General features: G+C 73.6%; 13 protein-coding genes and 1 riboswitch. Of the genes, 1 reads left to right on the forward strand and 12 read right to left on the reverse strand.

Annotated features, from left to right (window positions below):
• Positions 1-146: 146 nt before the first annotated feature.
• Entirely contained in the window at positions 147-1,127 is a 981-nt protein-coding gene (gene nusA / locus RE027_RS02580) for a transcription termination factor NusA (RefSeq protein WP_368806677.1), read from the reverse strand.
• A 193-nt stretch (positions 1,128-1,320) separates the two neighbouring features.
• Positions 1,321-1,839: a ribosome maturation factor RimP gene (rimP, locus tag RE027_RS02585; RefSeq protein WP_368806678.1), complete on the reverse strand. Its 519-nt coding sequence runs from the start codon at positions 1,837-1,839 to the stop codon at positions 1,321-1,323.
• Positions 1,840-1,942: 103 nt separating this feature from the next.
• Here rimP and RE027_RS02590 point away from each other — a divergent pair, with 103 nt between their 5' ends.
• Positions 1,943-2,908, forward strand: coding sequence for a hypothetical protein (locus tag RE027_RS02590; protein WP_368806679.1), 966 nt, complete (start codon positions 1,943-1,945; stop codon positions 2,906-2,908).
• A gap of 46 nt (positions 2,909-2,954) precedes the next feature.
• On the opposite strand, the gene RE027_RS02595 is transcribed toward RE027_RS02590, so the two are convergent.
• The 10 genes from RE027_RS02595 to RE027_RS02640 all read right to left on the reverse strand — a co-directional run bounded on the left by RE027_RS02595 (position 2,955) and on the right by RE027_RS02640 (position 13,960).
• Positions 2,955-3,767 carry a TSUP family transporter gene (locus RE027_RS02595; RefSeq protein ID WP_387919400.1) on the reverse strand — a complete coding sequence of 271 codons (813 nt, stop codon included), beginning with the start codon at positions 3,765-3,767 and terminating at the stop codon, positions 2,955-2,957.
• Positions 3,768-3,771: 4 nt separating this feature from the next.
• Positions 3,772-5,571 (reverse strand): proline--tRNA ligase, encoded by a 1,800-nt coding sequence (locus RE027_RS02600; protein ID WP_368806680.1) that lies wholly within the window; start codon positions 5,569-5,571, stop codon positions 3,772-3,774.
• A gap of 135 nt (positions 5,572-5,706) precedes the next feature.
• Complete coding sequence (locus RE027_RS02605; protein WP_368806681.1) at positions 5,707-6,528, reverse strand: GNAT family N-acetyltransferase; 822 nt, start codon at positions 6,526-6,528, stop codon at positions 5,707-5,709.
• Positions 6,529-6,579: 51 nt separating this feature from the next.
• Positions 6,580-7,746: a flavodoxin-dependent (E)-4-hydroxy-3-methylbut-2-enyl-diphosphate synthase gene (ispG, locus tag RE027_RS02610; RefSeq protein WP_368806682.1), complete on the reverse strand. Its 1,167-nt coding sequence runs from the start codon at positions 7,744-7,746 to the stop codon at positions 6,580-6,582.
• A 145-nt stretch (positions 7,747-7,891) separates the two neighbouring features.
• Positions 7,892-9,226 carry a M50 family metallopeptidase gene (locus RE027_RS02615; RefSeq protein WP_368806683.1) on the reverse strand — a complete coding sequence of 445 codons (1,335 nt, stop codon included), beginning with the start codon at positions 9,224-9,226 and terminating at the stop codon, positions 7,892-7,894.
• Between the two features lie 183 nt (positions 9,227-9,409).
• Positions 9,410-10,069, reverse strand: coding sequence for a methionine ABC transporter permease (locus tag RE027_RS02620; protein WP_368806684.1), 660 nt, complete (start codon positions 10,067-10,069; stop codon positions 9,410-9,412).
• Positions 10,066-11,142 (reverse strand): methionine ABC transporter ATP-binding protein, encoded by a 1,077-nt coding sequence (locus tag RE027_RS02625; RefSeq protein WP_368806685.1) that lies wholly within the window; start codon positions 11,140-11,142, stop codon positions 10,066-10,068. The genes RE027_RS02620 and RE027_RS02625 overlap by 4 nt, the downstream gene beginning before the upstream one ends.
• Complete coding sequence (locus tag RE027_RS02630; protein ID WP_368806686.1) at positions 11,139-12,014, reverse strand: MetQ/NlpA family ABC transporter substrate-binding protein; 876 nt, start codon at positions 12,012-12,014, stop codon at positions 11,139-11,141. Before RE027_RS02630 ends, RE027_RS02625 begins: the two co-directional genes overlap by 4 nt.
• A gap of 100 nt (positions 12,015-12,114) precedes the next feature.
• A riboswitch (SAM riboswitch) is annotated at positions 12,115-12,231 on the reverse strand.
• A gap of 45 nt (positions 12,232-12,276) precedes the next feature.
• The gene (dxr, locus tag RE027_RS02635; protein ID WP_368806687.1) at positions 12,277-13,545 is read right to left on the reverse strand and encodes a 1-deoxy-D-xylulose-5-phosphate reductoisomerase; all 1,269 of its coding nucleotides are present in this window, start codon (positions 13,543-13,545) and stop codon (positions 12,277-12,279) included.
• Between the two features lie 142 nt (positions 13,546-13,687).
• Complete coding sequence (locus tag RE027_RS02640) at positions 13,688-13,960, reverse strand: GlsB/YeaQ/YmgE family stress response membrane protein (RefSeq protein ID WP_368806688.1); 273 nt, start codon at positions 13,958-13,960, stop codon at positions 13,688-13,690.
• Between the last annotated feature and the right edge of the window lie 33 nt (positions 13,961-13,993).

A 13,993-nucleotide genomic window follows, 5' to 3' on the forward strand; every position in this document is an offset into this window, starting at 1 on the left:
CGGCCCGTGCGGGCCGGGCAACCGGCGCCGGACAGGGACCACCAACGGTCTGACCGCTGTCCAGTCTATCCCGGGGACCGCCCTGAGCCGAAACCGGGTGTGCGCCGGGCCTGGGCGACGGCGCGCGCCCGGGCCCGGCGGCGGGCTCAGGCGCGCGCGGAGGCCTTCGACTCGGGGACGATGTCGATCTTCCAGCCGGTGAGCTTCGCGGCGAGGCGGGCGTTCTGCCCCTCCTTGCCGATGGCCAGGGACAGCTGGGCGTCGGGGACGACGGCGCGGGACGAGCGGGCGCGCTCGTCGAGGACGCTCACCCGGGAGACCTTCGCCGGGGACAGGGCGCTGGCGATGCACCGGGCCGGGTCGTCGGACCAGTCCACGATGTCGATCTTCTCGTCGTGCAGCTCGTTCATCACCGCGCGCACCCGGGAGCCCATCTCGCCGATGCAGGCGCCCTTGGCGTTGATGCCGGTCTTGGTCGCGCGCACCGCGATCTTCGTGCGGTGCCCGGCCTCGCGGGCGACGGCCATGATCTCGACGGAGCCGTCGGCGATCTCCGGCACCTCCATCTCGAAGAGCCGGCGCACGAGGTCCGGGTGGGAGCGGGACAGCGTGATGGACGGGCCCTTCATGCCGCGCTTGACCTCGACCACGAAGGCGCGGATGCGGGCACCGTGCGGGTACTTCTCGCCGGCGGCCTGCTCGTGCGGGGGCAGCACGCCCTCCACGGTGCCGAGGTCCACCTGCACCATGTGCGGGTTGTGGCCCTGCTGGATCTGCCCGGAGACGATCTCGCCCTCGCGGCCCTTGAAGTGGCCGAGCACGGCGTCGTCCTCGACGTCGCGCAGCCGCTGCAGGATGACCTGGCGGGCCGTCGAGGCCGCGATCCGCCCGAAGCCGGCGGGGGTGTCGTCGAACTCCCCGACCGCCTCGCCGTCCTCGTCCAGCTCGGGGGCCCAGATGGTCACGTGCCCGGTCCTGCGCTCGATCTCGGCGCGGGCGCCCGGCAGGGCGCCCGGGCTCTTCTGGTAGGCCAGCAGCAGGGCCTGCTCGATCGTGGGGATGAGCAGGTCCACGGGGATGTCGCGCTCACGCTCCAGCAGTCGGAGAGTGCTCATATCGATGTCCATGTCCGGCCTTCCTCACGTGTCGACCCCGGGGACGAAACAGCGCGCCGTCGGTGAGGACGGAGCGCTGCCACGGGTCGTGTCTCGCACACTCGTTCGTTGTACTCGGTTGTCGTCGCACTGCTGACCGCGGCACCGGCGGGCGCCGCGGCGTCAACGGCACATCTTACACTCGCCGCGGGGTGCCCCGGGGCGCTCAGTCCGTGAACTCGACCTCCACCTTGGCCCGGCGCACGCCGGTGAACGCCCACCGCTCCGGATCGAGCAGCCGCGGGGGCATCCCCTTCTTCGCCTGGTGGCTGCGCTGGAGCACGACGCCGTCCTCCTCCACCTCGAGCAGCCGGGCCGTGAACTTCTCGCCCTCCACCGGGGTGACGCGCACGAGCCGGCCGATCGAGCGCCGCCAGTGCCGGGGCTCGCTCAGCTCCCGGGTGGCCCCCGGGGAGGAGACCTCCAGCTCGTAGGCGGACCCCGGCACGGGGTCGGTGCGGTCCAGGGCGTCGGAGAGGGCGCGGGCGACGTCCGCGATCCGGTCGATGTCCACGCTGTCGGTGCGGTCCTCGGGCAGGTCCACGAGCACCTGCAGCACCAGGCCGGTGCCGCTGGGCTTGAGGGCGACGTCCTCCAGGACCAGGCCCGAGTCCTCCACGACCGGTCCGATCAGCTCGGCCAGCTGCCGGTGGTCGTCGGGTCCGGTGCTGCTCTGCTCGCTCACGGGGTCTCCTGGTGCTCTCGGGTGGGGCGGGGGTGGCTCCTGGAAATCCTATGATGAACCCGGACCCCGCCCTGCCGCCCCGCCCCCCTCGAGGAGCCTCCCGGTGACCGACCCCCGCACACCCGCACGCCGGCTGCTCCCGCTGCTCCTGGCGGTCCTGGTCGTCCTGTCCGCCGCCGCCGGCGGCCGGTGGCTCGGCGCGGCCCGGCCGGTGCCCCCGGACGAGCTCGTGCGGGCGGACGCGTGGCAGGGCACGCAGGAGCTGCTCGCGCACCCGTCCCTGGGCGCCGGCCCGGAGGTGGCCGGGGTGCGCGCGGACCTGGAGCGCCAGCTCGAGGCCCTCGGGCCGGCCCCCGGGGACCGGGCGGCGTCCGCGGCGCGGGCCGGGCGCTCCTCCCCCGCCGCCCCGGGAGGAGCCGGGAGCGCCGGGGGGCCCGGCGACCTGGCCGGCGTCCTGTCGGCCTCCGGGATGGAGCTGGCCGGGGATGCCCTGCGCGCCGAGGAGCCCGCCCTGGCCCGGGTGCTGGGCGCGACCGCGGCGTCGCGGGCGGTCACGGCCCGGCAGCTGGGCGGGGCCGGCCCGGAGCTGTGCGCTCCGGGGGCGGCGGGGGCACCGGGACCCGGAGGGACGTCCTCCCCCGGGGCGCTGCTGTGGTCCGCGCTGGACCGGGCCGGCTACGCCCTCGAGGCCCTGGCCGCCCGCGCCGGGCCCGCACCGGCCGCCGGCCCCGCCGCGCCCCTGCTGCTGCAGGCGCGCGAGGACGTCGAGGAGCTGCTGGAGCTGCCGGCCGCGCGCGGGGTGCTCGCGGCCGCGCCGGGGCTGCGGGCCGGCGCCTACGTCCTGCCCGGCGACGCGGCGGAGTCCCCCGCCCGGGCCGCCGGGGCGGTGGCGCAGGACGTGCAGGCGGCTGCCGCCCACGCCCTGGCCCACGGACAGCCCGCGGACCGGTGCTGGGCCCTCCTCGCGCTCGAGCGGGCCGGTGAGCTCCGGGCAGGGCTCGGCGGCGAGGTGGACGCCCTGCCCGGAGTGCTCGCCGACGACGACGCACGCGGCCGCGCCCCGCGGTGAGACCCGCTGGCAGCGCACCGCGGGGCGGCCGGGGCGGGGCGCCGGCTCAGGCCCCGCGCAGGACGTCGACGCCCAGCTTGAGGATGAGCAGCGAGACCACGCTGAGGAACACGACCCGGATGAACCGGTTGCCGCGGGCCACGGCCGTGCGCGCCCCGAGGTAGCCGCCCACCATGTTGGACAGGCCCAGCACGAGGCCCAGTCCCCACAGCACCGAGCCGTGCCCGAAGAAGAACACGAGTGCGCCCACGTTGGTGGCCAGGTTGACGATCTTCGCCTTCGCGCTCGCGGCCAGGAAGCTGTAGCCCAGCAGCGTGATCATGGCGATCACCAGGAACGAGCCGGTCCCCGGGCCCATCACGCCGTCGTAGAAGCCGATGACCGTGCCGATCACCATGGCGGTCCCGTAGTGCCGCGCCCCGGTGTGGCGCAGCTCGGTGAGCTGGCCGACGGTCGGCTGCGCGACGGTGAACAGCAGCACCGCCACCAGCGCGGCCAGGATGATGGGCCGGAACACCTCCTCGGGCAGCGAGGCGGCGAGGGCGGCTCCGCCGAAGCTGCCGACCAGGGCGACCCCTGCCATGGGCAGGGCCGTGCGCAGGTCCGGGGACGTGCGGCGGTAGAACGTCAGCGCGCTCGTGGCAGTGCCGAACACGGAGCCCATCTTGTTGGTGGCGAGGGCCTGGACCGGGCTGATCCCGGGCACCATGAGCACCACGGGCAGCTGCAGCAGCCCGCCGCCGCCGACCACGGCGTCGATGAACCCGGCGGCGAGTCCCGCCACGACCAGCAGGGCCACCACCTCGGGCCCGGCCTGCTCCAGGCCGGAGGCCCCCAGCCAGGCCTCGAGCTGGTCCACGGGCTCAGCCGCGCACGACTGCGGAGACCACCGCCGCGACGTCGTCCCGGGTCACGTCCTCGCTCGTGCCGCTCGCGCGGTCCTTGAGCTCCAGGAGTCCGTCCTTGAGCCCGCGGCCGACCACCAGGACGGTGGGCACGCCGAGCAGCTCGGCGTCGCCGAACTTCACGCCCGGGGAGACCTTGGGCCGGTCGTCGAAGAGCACCTCGAGCCCCTCGGCCTCGAGCTCGGCCACGATCTCCTCGGCCGCCTCGAGCACCTCGGGGCCCTTGCCCGTGGCCACCACGTGGACGTCGGCGGGGGCGACCTGGCGGGGCCAGAGCAGTCCTTTGTCGTCGTGGTACGCCTCGGCCAGGGCGGCCACGGCGCGCGTGACCCCGACGCCGTAGGAGCCCATGGTCACGGTGACGAGCTTGCCGTTGCGGTCCAGCACCTTGAGCCCGAGCGCCTCGGCGTACTTGCGGCCCAGCTGGAAGATGTGGCCCATCTCGATGCCGCGAGCGGCCTCCAGCGGACCGGAGCCGTCCGGCGCGGGGTCCCCCTCCAGGACCTCGGCGCACTCGAGGACGCCGTCCCACGCGAAGTCGCGCCCGGCCGTGAGGTCGTAGACGTGCTTGCCGGCCACGTTGGCGCCGGTGACCCAGCGGGTCCCGCGGACCACCCGCGGGTCCACGAAGAACGGGATGCCGGTCGAGGACTCCTCGCCGAGCACGGCCTGGTCGAGGGCCAGGCCCGGGCCGATGTAGCCCTTCACGAGCAGCGGGCAGCTGCGCAGGTCCTCGTCGGTGGCCTGCTCGACGAGCAGCTCGCCGGAGACGTCCAGGGCGGCGCCGACGCCGGCCTCGATCCGCTTGAGGTCCACCCCGCGGTCCCCCGGCAGGCCGACCGCCACGAGCCGGCGCTCGCCGTCGGGCAGGACGACGGCCAGCACCACGTTCTTCAGCGTGTCGGAGGCGGTCCAGGGACCCTCGTCGCGGGGGTGCAGCTCGTTGGACCGCTCCACGAGGGTGGCGATCGTGGGGCTGTGCGGGGTGTCGAGCACGCGCGCCTCGGGGAGCCCGTCGACGTCGCGCTCCTCGGGCACCGCGGTGGTGACCGCCTCGACGTTGGCCGCGTAGCCGCCCGCCGAGCGCACGAAGGTGTCCTCGCCGACCTCCGTGGGGTGCAGGAACTCCTCGGAGCGGGACCCGCCCATGGCCCCGGACTGCGCGGAGACGGCGACCACGGGCAGGCCGAGGCGCTCGAAGATCCGGACGTAGGCCTCGCGGTGCTTGGCGTAGGACTCGTCGAGGCCGGCGTCGTCGACGTCGAAGGAGTAGGAGTCCTTCATGACGAACTCGCGCCCGCGCAGCAGGCCGGCGCGGGGCCGGGCCTCGTCCCGGTACTTGGTCTGGATCTGGTAGAGCATGACCGGCAGGTCCTTGTACGAGGAGTACAGGTCCTTCACGAGCAGCGTGAACATCTCCTCGTGCGTGGGGGCCAGGAGGTAGTCGGCCTCCTTGCGGTCCTTCAGGCGGAAGAGGTTCTCGCCGTACTCCGTCCACCGGTTGGTGACCTCGTAGGGCTCGCGCGGCAGCAGCGCCGGGAAGTGCACCTCCTGGGCCCCGATCGCGTCCATCTCCTCGCGCACCACCTGCTCGACCTTCCCGAGCACCCGCAGGCCCATCGGCAGCCAGGTGTAGATGCCGGGGGCGGCACGGCGGATGTACCCGGCCCGGACGAGCAGCTTGTGGCTGTCCACCTCGGCGTCGACGGGGTCTTCGCGGAGGGTCCGCAGGAACAGGGAGGAGAGGCGCAGCGCCACGTGGGCTCCGTTTCTCCCGGGGAGCGCGGCGAGGTGCGTCCGGGCCCGGGACGTCGAGAGGGGGTGCGACGCCGACGGCGCCGCGGATTCCGGTCAAATCTATACCGCGCCCCGAGATAAACGGTAAAGGCGCCGTCAGAGCAGGACGGTCGCGAACGTCCCGACCCGTTCGAAGCCGACCCGCCGGTAGGTGGCCAGGGCCCGGGTGTTGTAGTCGTTGACGTAGAGGCTGATCACCGGCGTGCTGCGGCGGGCCAGGCGCACGGCGGCGGCCATGCACGGCACGGCCAGGCCCCGTCCCCGGTGCGCCGGGTCCACCCACACCCCCTGGACCTGGGCCACCCCGCGGGCGATCGAGCCGAGGTCGGCCTTGAACACCACGCGGCCCCGGTCGTCGGTCAGGACCAGGCAGCGCCCGGAGCCGACGAGCGTGGCCACCCGGTCCCGGTAGCCGCGGTCCCCGCCCGTGAACGGGGAGTAGCCGACCTCCTCCTCGAACATGGCGGCGCTGGCCGGCAGCACGGCGGGCAGGTCGTCGGTCGTGGCGAACCGGACGCCGGGGTGCGGTGCGGGTGCCGGGTCGTGGTCGATCGCCAGCAGGGGCTGCACGGGCCGGACGTCGAAGGGGCGGGGCCACGTGCGCTCGAGCCGCGACCACAGCCCGAGGACCGGCTCGGCGGGGCCGAAGATCGAGGCGTACCGGGACCCGCCCCGGCGCAGGTGCCCGGCGACGAGGTCGAGGCCCTGCTCGTCGAGGGCGACGGGGACCACGTTGGTGCCCGTCCAGCAGGCGCCGGTCAGCCGCCCGTCGGGTCCGGCCGTGCCGACGACAGGGGGGATCCGGGAGCCGCTGCTGCGGCGGTGCGACTCGACGTGGGCGGCCACGAAGGCGTGGGCGACGGGGTCCGAGCCCAGCAGCCGGTCCAGTCCGGCGGGGTCGAGCTCCCCCGACGGCACGAGCCGCGGCGACGTCCTCCGCTGCGTCCTCACCCGATCGTCACCGGCCCGTCAGCTGACGCTCACGACGGGGCTGCCCGCCGTGGTCTCCCCGTCCTCGTCCACGTCCATCTCGGCGGCGATGCGGTTGGCCTCCTCGATCAGGGTCTCCACGATCAGGTGCTCGGGGACGGTCTTGACGACCTCGCCCTTGACGAAGATCTGGCCCTTGCCGTTGCCGGAGGCCACGCCGAGGTCGGCCTCGCGGGCCTCGCCCGGGCCGTTGACGACGCAGCCCATCACGGCGACCCGCAGCGGGACCGTGAGCCCCTCGAGGCCCGCGGTGACCTCGTCCGCCAGGGTGTAGACGTCCACCTGCGCGCGCCCGCACGAGGGGCAGGAGACGATCTCGAGCTTGCGCGGGCGCAGGCCCAGGGACTGCAGGATCTGGTTGCCCACCTTCACCTCCTCGACCGGCGGCGCGGAGAGCGAGACGCGGATGGTGTCGCCGATGCCCTGGGAGAGCAGGGCGCCGAAGGCGGTGGCGGACTTGATGGTGCCCTGGAACGCCGGGCCGGCCTCGGTCACGCCCAGGTGCAGGGGCCAGTCCCCGCGCTCGGCGAGCAGCTGGTAGGCGCGCACCATGGTGACCGGGTCGTTGTGCTTGACCGAGATCTTGAAGTCGTGGAAGTCGTGCTCCTCGAACAGGGAGGCCTCCCACACCGCGGACTCCACGAGCGCCTCCGGGGTGGCCTTCCCGAACCGGTCCATGATCCGCTGGTCGAGGGAGCCGGCGTTCACGCCGATCCGGATGGAGACCCCGGCGTCCTTGGCCTCCCGGGCGATCTGGCCGACCTGGTCGTCGAACCGGCGGATGTTGCCCGGGTTCACGCGCACGGCGGCACACCCGGCCTCGATGGCCTTGTACACGTACTTCGGCTGGAAGTGGATGTCGGCGATCACCGGGATCGGGGACTTCATCGCGATGATCGGCAGGGCGTCGGCGTCGTCCTGGGACGGGCAGGCCACCCGGACGATGTCGCACCCCGTGGCGTTGAGCTCGGCGATCTGCTGCAGCGTGGCGTTGATGTCCGTGGTGGGGGTGGTCGTCATGGACTGCACGCTCACCGGCGAGTCCGACCCGACGCCCACGGACCCGACCCGGATCTGCCGGGTCTTCCGGCGCGGGGACAGGACGGGCTGGGGAGCGGCGGGCATGCCGAGGCTGACCGGGGTCAAGGGCTTCCTCCGAGGAGTTCGAGGGCAGGTGCGGGAGCGGTGGCGCCGGGACCCGGTCGCCGGGTCCGTCGTCGGTTCCCATTGTGCCCCATGCCCAGGGACGGTTCCTGGGCGCGGCCCACGGATTCCGCCGTGGCCGAACGGCTCAGAACAGCCGGACCGGCTCGACGATGTCCGCGTAGATCAGCAGGACCGACATCCCGAGCATCAGCACGGCCACGGCGTAGGTGAGCGGGAGCAGGCGCGCGGGGTCGAACGGTCCCGGGTCGCCGCGGCCCAGCATCCGGGCGCTCCCCCGCCGCAGGCCCTCCCACAGGGCGCCGGCCACGTGCCCGCCGTCCAGCGGCAGCAGCGGCAGGAGGTTGAAGACGAACAGCGCGAGGTTCACGGAGCCGATGAGCCCCACCAGGGAGGCCGCCTTGTCCCGCAGCGCGATCTCCTCGTGCGCGGCGATCTCGCCGGAGATCCGGCCGACCCCGACCACGGAGATGGGTCCGTCCGGGTCCCGGGGCGCGTCCGAGAACGCGGCCTGCCCGACCTCGTACACCCGCTGCGGCAGGTGCAGGACCACGCCTGCCATCTGCTCGAGCCCGTCCAGCACGGCGCCGGGCACCGCGCCGAGCGGCTGCCGGACGGGAGCGAGCGTGGGGCTGATCCCGATGAAGCCGACCTCCTCGTAGCGGGGGGCGCCGTCCGGGCCGGTCACGGCGACGCCGCTGTCGTCGACCACCGGGCGGGAGGAGAGGATCGGGGTGAGCGTGGTGCGCACGGTGGCCCCGTCCCGCTCGACCACGACGGGGATCCGCTCCCCGGCCCGGTCGCGGACGCGCGCGGTGAGCTCGTCCCACGTGCCGACAGGGGCGCCGCCGACGGCGGTGACGACGTCCCCGGGGCGCAGCCCCGCGGCGTTGGCCGGGGCCGTCGGGTCCTCCGGGCGGCACTCCGTCTGCCCGGCGGTCCGCCGCTCGGCAGGCACGACGCACTCGGAGACCCACGCCACCGTCGTGGTCGGCGTCGCCGTCCCGAACCCGGTGAGCAGCACGGTGAGGCACAGGGTGCCCAGCAGCAGGTTCATGAGCGGACCGCCCAGCATGATGACGATCCGCTTCCAGACGGGCAGGCGGTAGAAGACGCGGTCCTCGTCCCCGGGCGCGAGCTGGCCGGCGGAGGCGCCGCGGGCCTCGGCGGCGAGCTGCTGGAACACGCCGGTGCTCGAGGCCCGGGCGGTGACGCCCGCGCGCGCGGGCGGGTACATCCCGACCATGGAGATGTAGCCGCCGAGCGGTACGGCCTTGAGCCCGTACTCGGTCTCCCCGCGCCGGCGGGAGAACACGGTGCGGCCGAAGCCGACCATGTACTGGGTGACCCGCACGCCGAAGAGCTTGGCCGGGACCAGGTGGCCGATCTCGTGGAGGGCGATGGACGCGACGATGGCCAGGGCGGCGAGCAGCACGCCCACGAGGAACAGGACCACGCCCATCCGGGAGCCTCCGGGGATCGTCGGGCGCCCCCGGCGGGCGCCGGGGACGGCAGGGGCCGTGCACGCACGGCGAGCACCAGTGTGCACCACGTTCCTGGGCGGTGCCGACGGGGCGGCCCCGCGGACGACGACGGCCGGTCGCCTCCGCGGGGAGGGACCGGCCGGCGCAGGCGCCCCGGGGCGTCAGCGGCGCAGGATGCGCCGCGCCATCCGGTTGCCCACCAGCTGGACCAGCTGGACGAGGACGACGATCACGGCGACCGCGGCCCACGTGACCTCGTCGTTGAACCGCTGGTAGCCCAGCCGCAGGGCGAAGTCGCCCAGGCCGCCGGCACCGATGGCCCCGGCCATCGCGGACATGTCCGTGATGCCGATGACGAGGAACGTGTAGCCGAGCACCAGCGGGCCGAGGGCCTCGGGCAGGATGACCGTGGTGATGATCCTCCCCCGGGAGACGCCCATGGACCGGGCCGCCTCCACGACGCCGGGGTCCACCGACATCAGGTTCTGCTCGACGATGCGCGCCACCGCGAACATCGCGCCGATGGTCATGGCGAAGATCGCGGCGTTGGGGCCCAGGCGGGTCCCGACGACGTCCTCGGTGACCGGGCCGAGCGCGGCGAGCAGGATGATGAACGGGATCGGCCGCACGAAGTTCACGACCAGGTTGATCGCCTCGTGCACCGCGCGGTTCTCCAGGATGTTGCCCCGGCGCGTCACGTAGAGGCCCACGCCGACGAGCAGCCCGAGCAGTCCGGCGAGCAGGAGGGTGACGGCCACCATGTAGAGGGTCTCCCCGAGCGCGGAGAGCAGCTCGGGACCCAGGACGGTCCAGTCGTTCATGCCGCCACCTCCCGCAGGGTCGTGATCCGGGAGAGGTCGTCGACCACGTCCTGCACGGCCGTGTCCTCGCCGGTCAGCTCGAAGGTCAGGGACCCGAAGGACTCCTCCTGGAGCACGCTGATCCCGCCGTAGGCGATGGTGAAGCGCACGCCGCGGGCGGCGCCGTCGGAGAGCACCCCGCCGATGTCCACGCCGTCGCCGACGTCCACGATCACCAGCCGCCCGCGGTGGGCCCGGCGCAGCCGCTCGACCTCGCGCTCGTCCGGCACCGAGTGCAGCACGGAGGAGACGAAGCGTCGCGCGGTCCCGGTCCGGGGCCGGGCGAAGATGTCGACGGTGGAGCCGTGCTCCACGACCTTGCCGTCCTGCATCACGGCGACGTGGTCGGCGATGGCGCGCACGACGTCCATCTCGTGCGTGATGAGCACGATGGTGATGCCGAGCTCGCGGTTGACCCGCTGGAGCACCTGCAGCACCTCCTGGGTGGTGTCGGGGTCGAGCGCGCTGGTGGACTCGTCGGCGAGGAGCAGCTTCGGGCTGGTGGCGAGCGCCCGGGCGATGCCCACGCGCTGCTTCTGACCGCCCGAGAGCTGCTCGGGGTAGTTGCCCGCCCGCTCGGACAGGCCCACGAACTCCAGCAGCTCCGCGACCCGCGCGCGGCGCTTGTCCTTGGGCCAGCCGGCCCGCTTGAGCGGGTACTCGACGTTGCCGGCCACGGTGCGGGACGTGAACAGGTTGAACTGCTGGAAGATCATCCCGATCTCCTGCCGGACGGGTGCGAGCTCGGTCTCCTTCCGGCCCGCGACCTCGAAACCGTTGACCGTGAGGGAACCCGAGGTGATCGGCTCGAGTCCGTTGATCAGGCGCACGAGCGTCGACTTCCCGGCACCGGAGTAGCCGATCACGCCGAAGATCTCCCCCCGCCGGATCTCGAGCGAGACGCCGTCCACCGCGACCACTTCGCGCCGGGCCTTCGCCGGGCCCGTGACGAAGGTCTTGGTGACGTCCTCGAAGCGGACGATGACGTCGCCGTCGGGGTGGCGGATCCGGTCCGGGTCGGCCGGAGCCGTCACTTCTCGAGGTCCTCGGCGTACCGGTCGACGACCTCGATCAGCTCGTCCTGCGCGACGTCCATGGACACGGCGGTGTCCTTCGTCTCCGCCTGCTCGGCCGCCAGCACCGCGTCCGTGTGGAAGAGGTCGGCGACCTGGTGGAGGGTCTCGTCGTCCTTGTTGCCTCCGGTGGCGGCGAAGAAGTTGACGTAGGGCAGGGCGTTCTCGTTGTCCTCGCCGTCGGAGTACAGGGCCGAGTTCGGGTCGATGTCGGCCCGGGTGAGGAACGTGTTGTTGACCACGGCGCCGGCGGTCGAGCTCATCGACAGCACGGTCTGCTCGGCCGAGACGGGCGTGACCCGGACCTTGGAGGCCTCGGTGTCGATGTCCAGCTCGGACGGGGCCGTGGTGTCGGAGGTGAACTCGACGAGCCCGGCGGACTGCAGCAGCAGGAGCGCGCGGGCGAGGTTGATCGCGTCGTTGGGCACCGCGATCTCGTCGCCCTCCTGGATCTGGTCCAGGGACTCGTAGCGCTCCGAGTAGAGGCCCAGCGGGTAGATGGAGGTGGACCCGATCGGGACGATGTCCTCGCCCGAGTTGTTCCGGTAGTCGGCCAGGAACGCCCCGTGCTGGAACCAGTTCATGTCCAGGTCGCCGCTGGTGAGCGCGGCGTTGGGCTGGTTGTAGTCGGTGAACTCCACGAGCTCGACCTCGACGCCGGCCTTCTCCGCCTCCTCCAGGAAGGCCTCGTGCACCTGGGTCCGGCCGTCGGTGCCGATCTTGATGACGCCGTCGTCGTAGGGCGCGGCCGCCTGGTCGGAACCGCCGCAGGCGGTGAGGGTGAGGCCGAGGGTGGTGGCGAGGGCGAGGTGGGTGAGGCGCTGCGATCGCATGTCATGCCTTTCCGTGGATCCAGGATGTCGGAGGTCTCCGCCGGACCCGACGGGTCCGGCGGCCACGGTCGAGGGCGCGCCGGAGGGCGCGTCCACGGTCGAACCGTACTTGCCGCCGGCCGTCGATGGCCGGTGCCGGATGGTTCACCTGGGGCACCCCACTACGGGAGAGGGTTGCCGCCCAGCAAGCCAGGGCTTCGCGCTGGGACTCGTCATCCGCCCGACAGACTAGCACGTGCGGCGGGGGCCCGGACCGGCCCCGTCAGCGGCCGAGGAGCTCCTGGGCGCGGCGCCGGGCCCAGCGCTCGGCCTCCAGGACGGCGTCGAGGTCCAGGTGGCCGCGGTCCTCGTGCTCGCCCAGCACCTTCTCGACCGTGTCCACGATCACGGGGAACCGGATCCGGCCGTCGTGGAAGGCGTGCACCGCCTCCTCGTTGGCGGCGTTGAACACCGCCGGGTGGGTGCCTCCGCGCTCCCCCGCGGCCTTGATGAGGTCCACGGCCGGGAACGCCTCGCTGTCCAGCGGCTCGAAGGTCCACTCGGCCGCGCGGGTCCAGTCGCACGCGGGCGCCGCACCGGGTACGCGGTGCGGCCAGGCCAGGCCGAGTGCGATGGGCAGGCGCATGTCCGGCGGCGAGGCCTGGGCGAGGGTCGAGCCGTCCACGAACTGGACCATGGAGTGCACGACCGACTGGGGGTGGACCACCACGTCGATGCGCTCCAGCGGGACGTCGAAGAGCAGGTGGGCCTCGAGCACCTCCAGGGCCTTGTTCACCATCGTCGCCGAGTTGGTCGTGACCATGACGCCCATGTCCCAGGTGGGGTGCCGCAGCGCCTCCCGCGGGGTGACCGCCTCCAGCTCCGCCCGGGTACGGCCGCGGAACGGGCCGCCCGAGGCGGTCAGCACGAGCCGGTCCACCTCGGCGGTGCTGCCGCCGCGCAGTGCCTGTGCCAGGGCCGAGTGCTCGGAGTCCACCGGGATCAGGGCGTCCGGGCGCCCCGCGGCCGCCTCCTTGACCAGCGGGCCACCGGCAATCAGCGACTCCTTGTTCGCCAGCGCGAGCCGGTGCCCGGCCCGCAGGGCGGCCAGCGTGGGGGCGAGACCGATCGAACCGGTGATGCCGTTGAGCACGAGGTCCGCCTCCGGGTGCCCCGCGACCACCGCGGCGGCGTCGGGGCCGTGGAGGAGCTCGGGGCGGTAGTCGGCGGCGCCGGCGGACGAGGCGCACTCGGCGATCAGCCGGACCAGCTCCCGGACGTCGTCCCCGGTGCCGCTCGTCGCCACCAGGGCGGCGCGGGTCGCCACGGCCTGCTCCGCCAGCAGCGGCAGGTGGCCACGGCCGGCGGCGAGGGCCACCACGTCGAACGGCGTCGCGCCGTCGAGGGCGTTCGCGGCCCGCACGACGTCGAGCGCCTGGGTGCCGATCGAGCCCGTCGAGCCGAGGACGCTGATCCTGCGGGGACCGGCGGCGGCCAGTGCGCGCAGCTCGGGCGTCGGGCGGTTGCGGAGCACGGAGGAGGGGGACGTCATGGCCCCAGTATCCCCCAGCGGGCACCCCCGGTGCCGCGCACCGACGGGCCGGCGGGGGTGCGGTGCGCCCCGGGCCCGGGATGCGCCGAGGCCCCGCCCACCATGAACGGTGGACGGGGCCTCGGCGACCGACGGGGTCGGATCAGCGCGTGGTGCGGCCCTTGCGGCCGGTGACCGCGCCCCAGATGAAGAGCACGATGAGCGCTCCCACGACGGCGGTGATGATCGTGCCGATGTCGAACACGGAGTCGAGGCTGCCGATCCCGATCAGCGAGCCCAGGAAGCCTCCGAGGAGGGCTCCGACGATGCCGAGGACCATGGTGACGATGATGCCGCCGCCCTGGTTGCCCGGCATGATGAGCTTGGCGAGGGCGCCGGCGATGAGGCCGAGGACGATCCAGCTGATGATTCCCATGATGGCTCCTTATCCGTCCCGCGAGGGACTTTC

It is taken from the genome of Kocuria sabuli (assembly GCF_040981185.1).
GTDB lineage: Bacteria > Actinomycetota > Actinomycetes > Actinomycetales > Micrococcaceae > Kocuria > Kocuria sabuli.